Origin of the sequence: Streptomyces sp. CA2R106 (assembly GCF_037034245.1) — a bacterium.
GTDB lineage: Bacteria > Actinomycetota > Actinomycetes > Streptomycetales > Streptomycetaceae > Actinacidiphila.
Map to the genome: position 1 here is coordinate 1 of NZ_JBAGKC010000091.1, position 3271 is coordinate 3271.

Genomic DNA, 3271 nt, shown 5'->3' on the forward strand with positions numbered 1-3271 from the left:
TTGGGCGCTGATGAACCCGAGGTCCGCATCAGTTCCGGGGATGGGACTGTGGCGGCGTTCGGGCGTCGGCTGGTCCGGGCCGGGTCGGGTGAGTTGGTGTTGCCTGGTGGTTCGGGTTGGCGGGTGGAGGTGGCGGAGCCGGGTGATCTGGGCAGTGCTGCTGTGGTCGATGCTCCCGAGGCGGGCGCTGAGTTGTTGCCGGGTCAGGTGCGGGTGGGTCTGCGGGCGGCGGGTGTGAACTTCCGCGATGTGGTTGCCGGGCTGGGAATGGTTGCGGACGGCCGGATGCTCGGTGGGGAAGGCGCTGGCGTGGTCCTGGAGACCGGTCCCGGAGTCACCGGCCTGGTTGTGGGTGAGCCGGTGATGGGTCTGGTGCCGGGGTGGGGGTCGGTGGGGGTGGTGGACAGTCGGCTGGTGGCTGCGGTGCCGCGGGGGTGGTCGTTCCAGCAGGCCGCATCCGTGCCGGTGGGATTCATGACCGCGTTTTATGCGCTGCGGGATCTGGCCCAGGCCCGCCCGGGTCAGCGAGTCCTTATCCATGCCGGGACCGGCGGGGTGGGCACGGCTGCGGTGCAGTTGGCTCAGGAATGGGGTTTGGAGGTCTTCGCCACCGCGAGTCCGGCCAAGCAAGTCGCGTTGCGGGCGATGGGCATCGATGAGAGCCACATTGCCTCGACGCGTGATCTGGCTTTCTGTGAGCGGTTCTTGGCCGTGACCGGTGGTGCGGGTATGGACGTGGTCGTCAATGCTCTGGCGGGGGAGTTCACGGACGCGTCGTTGCGGTTGTTGCCGCGTGGTGGGCGGTTCGTCGAGATGGGCAAGACCGATATCCGCAACCCCGAGCAGGTCGCCCAGGCATACCCGGGAGTGGTCTACCAGGCATTCGACCTGATGGACGCGGGTGTGCCGCGGGTCGGGGAGATGCTCGCTGAGCTCGGGGTGATGTTCGAGGCCGGGATATTGAAGCCGCCGCCGGTGACGTGTTTCGAGTTGTCGCAGGCGGTCGCGGCATTGCGTCATCTGCAAGCTGCCCGGCATGTGGGCAAGGTCGTGCTGAACGTCCCCGCCGCCTGGGACCCGCAGGGCACCGTCCTGGTCACCGGTGGGACGGGGACTCTGGGTGGGGAGTTGGCCCGGCACCTGGTCACCGTGCGTGGCATGCGGCATGTGGTGTTGTTGTCGCGGCGTGGCCCGGCGGCGCCGGGCGCGGCTGGTCTGGTCGCGGAGTTGGCTGAGCTGGGCGCGGAGGTCCGGGTGGAGGCCGGAGATGCCGCCGACCGGGACGCTCTCGCCACGGTCTTGGCCAAGATTGCGGTCGACCGTCCGTTGACGGCGGTGGTGCACGCCGCAGGGGTGATCGACGACGCCACCGTGGAGTCGTTGACGCCCCAGCGGATGCTGCCGGTGCTGTCGGCGAAGGCTGACGCGGCGTGGAACCTGCACGAGCTGACCGAGGACATGGGACTGGCCGGGTTCGTGTTGTACTCCTCGGCTGCGGCGGTCATGGGCAGCGCGGGGCAGGGCAGTTACGCGGCGGCGAACGCGTTCCTGGACGCGTTGGCTGTCTATCGCCGGGAACGGCACCTGGCCGCTCAGTCGTTGGCGTGGGGGCTGTGGGAACAGACCTCGGAGATGACCGAGCAACTGGAGGGCGCGGGTCGGTCTCGTCTGCGCCGTGGCGGTGTTCAGCCGTTGACGACGGAGCAGGGTTTGGCGTTGTTCGAGGCCGCTTCCGCGTGGGGTGCGCCGTTGGCGGTCCCGACCCGCGTCGACCTGACGGGGCTGTCTCGTGGAGGTCGGCCGGTGCCCGCACTGCTGCGGAGTCTGGCCGGAGGCGCTCCCGCCCGCCCGACCGCATCCGTGGCCGCGGATGCGGATGGCCTGGCGGCCCGGTTGGCCGCGCTCAGTCCGGCGGACCAGGTGCAGGAACTCCTGGCGACTGTCCAGGCAGCCGCGGCCGTTGTCCTGGGCCATGCCCGGCCCGGAGACATCGATCCACAGCGGGCCTTCCGTGACATGGGCATCGACTCACTGACCGCGCTGGAGCTCCGCAACCGACTGGTGAGCGAAACCGGGCTCACTCTCCCCGCCACCCTGGTCTTCGACCACCCTGTTCCCCTCGAACTCGCCCGGCACCTGCACGACCAGCTGGTACCGCGCCAACCCGGCGTCATTGAGAGTGCCCTGGCGGATCTGGACGGTCTGCGCGCTGTGTTGTCGGCTGTGTCCCTCGACGATGCCGATCGCGGGCGGATCACGGAACAGTTGTATGCCCTCATGGCGGACTGGCGGGCGCAGGGATCAGAGGCGGACGACCAGGACGACCTGGACTCTGCCACGAACGAGGATCTGTATCAGATGGTCGAGCGTGGGTTCGACAAGTAGCTGAATTGTCTGCCGGCGAGACAGGAGCACCTACACACATGTCCGAGGAAGAAAAGCTTCGGGACTATCTGAAGCGGGCCATCAATGACGGTCGGCAACTGCAGAACCGACTGCGAAGGCTTGAGGAGAGTATTCGCGAGCCGGTGGCCATTGTGGGAATGGGTTGCCGTTTCCCGGGCGGTGCCGAGAGCCCGGATGGCTTGTGGCGGTTGGTTGCGGGGGGCTCCGATGCGATGTCGGGGTTCCCGGCGGACCGCGGCTGGGACGTGGCGGGCCTGCCGGACCCGGATTCCGGTGACGGGGGTGTGGGTTATGCCCGGGTGGGTGGGTTCTTGGAGGGTGCGGGTGGGTTCGATGCGGAGTTTTTCGGGATCAGTCCGCGTGAGGCGTTGGGGATGGATCCTCAGCAGCGGGTTTTGCTGGAGACGTGCTGGGAGGCGTTGGAGGACGCGGGCATCACGCCGGGGTCGTTGCGGGGCACCGACACCGGTGTCTATGCCGGCATCATCACCTCCGGCTACCGCGTCGGGGGGCAGGACGGTGCCGGTGGCTATGGGATGACCGGGACCATGGCGAGTGTGGCGTCGGGTCGGGTGGCGTATGCGTTGGGGTTGCAGGGTCCTGCGGTTTCGATTGATACGGCGTGTTCGTCGTCGTTGACGGCGATTCACTTGGCGGCACAGGCGCTGCGGTCCGGGGAGTGCTCGCTGGCGCTGGCCGGTGGCGTCACGGTGATGGTCAGTCCAGGTGCGTACCTGGAATTCGCGCGGCAGCGGGGGTTGGCTGCTGATGGGCGGTGCAAGCCGTTTGCGGAGGCGGCTGATGGCACGGGGTGGGGTGAGGGTGTCGGTGTGCTGGTGCTGGAGCGGTTGTCGGTTGCGCGTGA

Annotated in this window: 2 protein-coding genes; both read left to right on the forward strand. The window is 68.3% G+C overall.

Going from position 1 to position 3271, the window contains the following annotated elements:
* The coding region (locus tag WA788_RS35110; RefSeq protein WP_335984453.1) for a type I polyketide synthase at nucleotides 1-2385 on the forward strand (2385 nt) is incomplete at its 5' end.
* Between the two features lie 38 nt (nucleotides 2386-2423).
* Nucleotides 2424-3271 (forward strand): beta-ketoacyl synthase N-terminal-like domain-containing protein (locus tag WA788_RS35115; protein WP_335984456.1); only part of this gene is annotated, 848 nt, incomplete at its 3' end.